The 3,809-nt window shown below is 34.6% G+C and carries 4 protein-coding genes; all 4 read right to left on the reverse strand.

Features of this window, described 5'->3' with window-relative positions:
• On the reverse strand, positions 1–548 hold a 548-nt coding region (locus VIL26_07385), incomplete at its 3' end, for a hemolysin III family protein (GenBank protein ID HEY8390749.1).
• 43 nt (positions 549–591) lie between these two features.
• Positions 592–951: a DUF1667 domain-containing protein gene (locus VIL26_07390; GenBank protein HEY8390750.1), complete on the reverse strand. Its 360-nt coding sequence runs from the start codon at positions 949–951 to the stop codon at positions 592–594.
• Positions 944–2,185 carry an NAD(P)/FAD-dependent oxidoreductase gene (locus tag VIL26_07395; GenBank protein HEY8390751.1) on the reverse strand — a complete coding sequence of 414 codons (1,242 nt, stop codon included), beginning with the start codon at positions 2,183–2,185 and terminating at the stop codon, positions 944–946. Before VIL26_07395 ends, VIL26_07390 begins: the two co-directional genes overlap by 8 nt.
• A complete protein-coding gene (locus VIL26_07400) occupies positions 2,175–3,599 on the reverse strand; it encodes an NAD(P)/FAD-dependent oxidoreductase (protein HEY8390752.1) in 1,425 nt (474 codons plus the stop codon). Before VIL26_07400 ends, VIL26_07395 begins: the two co-directional genes overlap by 11 nt.
• Positions 3,600–3,809 lie beyond the last annotated feature (210 nt).

The raw sequence follows: 3,809 nt of genomic DNA on the forward strand, positions 1-3,809 counted from the left end.
CCGCCTGAAGTAAGATTGCTTTTAAATAACGGAACAATTGCTATAACAATACACCAGCCCATTGCAATATAACATAGCAAATTAATTTTTTCATATTTTTTTAGATCAATAGCTGTTAAAACAATAGACAAAATTGCGGCACCCCAAACTACTCCAAAAATAGCCCATCCCCAGCCGTTGCTGTAATCTCTCAATGTTACTAGAGTATAAGGAGTATAAGTTCCTGCTATTAACAAGCTTATAGAACAATGGTCAAATACACGAAAAACTTTTTTGCCCTTTCCAATAGGCAATGCATGATACAAGGTTGACATAGTATATAAGATTATTAATGTAGCACCATATATTGAACAGCTTACTACTTTCCACGGCGTCAAATCATGTGAAATAGCTGAAAATACTACGCATAATACTAATGCAGCTACTGATAATGCCGCGCCTACACAATGTCCAACCCAACTGAAAATTTCCTCTCCTTTTGTATAAGAAGGTAAGGTTATTTTGGAAGTTTTTATCTCCTTTGAAGTATTAGATTGTTGTTCTTGCATATTACTCTCCTTTTGTTATGTATACCAAGAAGAAAAAATCTTTCTAATTGCTTATTCTCAAAGTATTTGATGTTGCTATAAGATCTACTCCTTCATCAATTTCTTTAAAAACAACATCTCCTATAGAAATAGGAGCTGAAATTGAAATCTTTGAGATTTTATTTAAAACTATTTTTACATGTTCTTTAGGAATGGGAGAACTGGTCTTTACAGGCAAGACAGGTTTGTCTCCACCTATTACTTTAACAAGAGAAGTTACTGTACGCTTAGGAGCAGTAAATTCTTGTATTCCAAATAATTCTCCTCGTTTGCAATTATTACCTTGAACGGTTATGTTGTCCTTATTGCTAAACACCTTAAGTTTACAGCTCATAGGACATTTTATACATACAAACTCATTCATTTCTCTCTCCGCATATTATTTCTAAATCGCCTTTTATATCTCTCCCATTAAGAATAATGGGTTGCATTTCGCCATGAATAAGAATATTAAAGTTTTTATGATAAATAACTTTATCATTACATTTCACACATATAAAGGCCGGCTTTAGTTTTTTGTTAACCCTAACATAAAGTTTTACATTATCATCCGTTTTACGGATAAGGTTTGGCATTGTATATTTTGTATCCTGTTTGCTTATAACCTTAAAAATTGGCTCATTATGATAATAACCATTTATTGCATATTTTGCAGCACCCAACCCAGCAATACGTGCTTCATCAGTAACATAATCTGCAAGGTCATGCACATACAAAACATTGCCGCAGGCATATATACCTTTAACTGACGTCTGGCAATATTGATCAGTTATCGCTCCGCCACTTGCAAAATTTAACTTTACCCCGGCATTTTGAGTAATCTCATTTTCTGGAACAAGTCCTGCTGCAAGAATTAATGTATCACATTCTACTATTTGCGCTTTTTCATAAATAACATTTCCGTTTTCATCAATAGGCGCTATTTTGACTCCTGTCAATCTTTCTTTACCTAACACTTCTATTACTTTTGTAGACAAAAGCATAGGTATGTTCAAGTCGTTAATACATTCAGCAACATTTTTAGACAAACCCATATAATAAGGCCGTGATTCGACTACCATCTTTACCTTAGCACCCTCATAGGTAAATCGCCTTGCCATTATAAGCCCCAAATCGTATGTACCCATAATGACTATATTTTTGCCTACAAGCTTGCCATTAAGTTTTAACAATCTTTGGGCTGTACCTGCTGTAAAAATACCGCTTGGACGAGTTCCCGCTATATCCAAAGCCCCTCTGGGCTTTTCTCTGCATCCTTGAGCAAGAACGACAGCTTTGGCTTGAATTTCAAGCAAGCCATGTTCTTCGCTAACGGCGGTAACTAACAAATTAGAATCCACGCTTAAAACATAAGTGCCGTAAAAAATCTCAATTTCTTTATCGATTTCATTTATTATCTTTTGGGCATATTCTGGACCGGAAAGTTCTTCATTATATAATCTTTGACCAAAACCAGTATGAATACACTGGTTCAAGATTCCGCCCAAAACTTTTTCGCGTTCAATTAAAACAACCTTATTTGCTCCGCTGCTTTTTGCTTCTTTGGCGGCTTCAATTCCAGCAGGGCCACCACCTATGATACATACATCAACTTTCATGTAAGTCACCTCTAACGTCACTGTCTATTATGTAAGAATTGCCGCCAAACTTGGTTATTTTTTCAACCTTTACACCTAATTCTCTTGACATTATTTCCAATATCTTAGGAGTACAAAAAGACCCTTGACATCTGCCCATAGTAGCCCTGGTACGCCGTTTTACGCCGTCGACTGTTCTTGCACCTCTTCTAACAGCTTCAATGATTTCTGCCTCTGTAATAACTTCACAACGGCAAACAATGTTAGAATATCTTTTGTCTTTTCTTATCAACTCAATTTTTTCTTGATTTGATGCAGATTTGAAATTTATAATTCTTTTTCTTCTTGTCGAATATGTTTTTTTCTTTTTGTAATCAAATAACGAACATATATATTTTGCTATTGCAGGTGCGCTTGTAAGGCCGGGAGAACAAATTCCAGCAGCATTATAGAAGTTTTTAATCTTGGATTCGCCCAAAATAAAATCACCTGTGCTAGGTATAGCTCTTATTCCAGAAAAAGAACCTATCTGCCTATTATATGGTAAATCTTTGATAATCTTTTGAGCAGAAGATTTCAAGACATTAATACCTTCAGTCGTCGTTGACTTATCAAGTTTATCTTCAATATTTTGTGCTGTAGGTCCAATAAAGAAATTTCCATCTATTGTAGGTGACACCAATACGCCCTTTCCCATCTTAGTCGGAACTTGAAATATAGGTCGATTGACTGGTGTTGGACGATCAAATATAATGTATTCTCCACGCCTAGCTGTAATTGAAAAGCTATCATCTCCTACCATCTTTGCGATTTTGTCTGCAAAAACACCAGCACAATTAATTATCTTTTTTGCTTTGATGGTTTGTCCTGATGAAGAAGTTATCTCAAAAAAATCATTATTTGATTTTTTTATATCAGAAACACAAAATTCAAAATAATATTTAGCACCATTAAGTTGAGATATTTCCATAAGTGCGACATTAAGTTCATAAGGATTGATAATGCCCGCAGTCGGAGTCCATAAAGCAGCTATTGCATCTTTGTTTATACTGGGTTCCAGTTCATATAATTTTTGCTGTCCAATAATTTGAATTTTTTTCAGTCCATTATTTATTCCGCGAATTTTTAAAATTTCAAGCTGATTAACATCCTCTTGATTAAAAGCTAAGACAAGCGAACCGCAGCGTGCCATAGGTACATCAAGTTCTTCGCAAATTTGGTCAAACATAATGTTGCCTTCATAATTGAACTTAGCCATTAATGTACCTGTTTCACAGTCGTGCCCAGCATGCAAAATTCCGCTGTTGGCACCAGTAGCTCCCATTGCTACATCAATATTTGCTTCTAAAACTGCAAGTTTTATATCATATTCTGCTAAAATACGAGCAATAGAACAGCCTATTACTCCCGCACCTATTATTGCAATCTCATACATAATCTTGCCTCAAATTTATAGATTTAGATTATTATATCATAGTAAAATATCTTTAAGCATATTGATATTATAAATTTTGGTCACAAAAAAACAAAAGGGCTTTTAACTTAGCCCTTTTGAAATATTTTTTTAATTGATATCTTACTTTTCTTTAATCTTTCTAAATCTAAAGAAGTAAACACCAACACCAACGATCAAAACAATTGCAGT

This window comes from Clostridia bacterium (genome assembly GCA_036562685.1).
Lineage (GTDB): Bacteria > Bacillota > Clostridia > Christensenellales > DUVY01 > DUVY01.

What these genes read in the sequence shown, in the direction of transcription:
- VIL26_07390 (HEY8390750.1), bottom strand. Translation starts at nt 951, where the DNA reads ATGAATGAGTTTGTATGTATAAAATGTCCTATGAGCTGTAAACTTAAG.
- VIL26_07395 (HEY8390751.1), bottom strand. Translation starts at nt 2,185, where the DNA reads ATGAAAGTTGATGTATGTATCATAGGTGGTGGCCCTGCTGGAATTGAA.
- VIL26_07400 (HEY8390752.1), bottom strand. Translation starts at nt 3,599, where the DNA reads ATGTATGAGATTGCAATAATAGGTGCGGGAGTAATAGGCTGTTCTATT.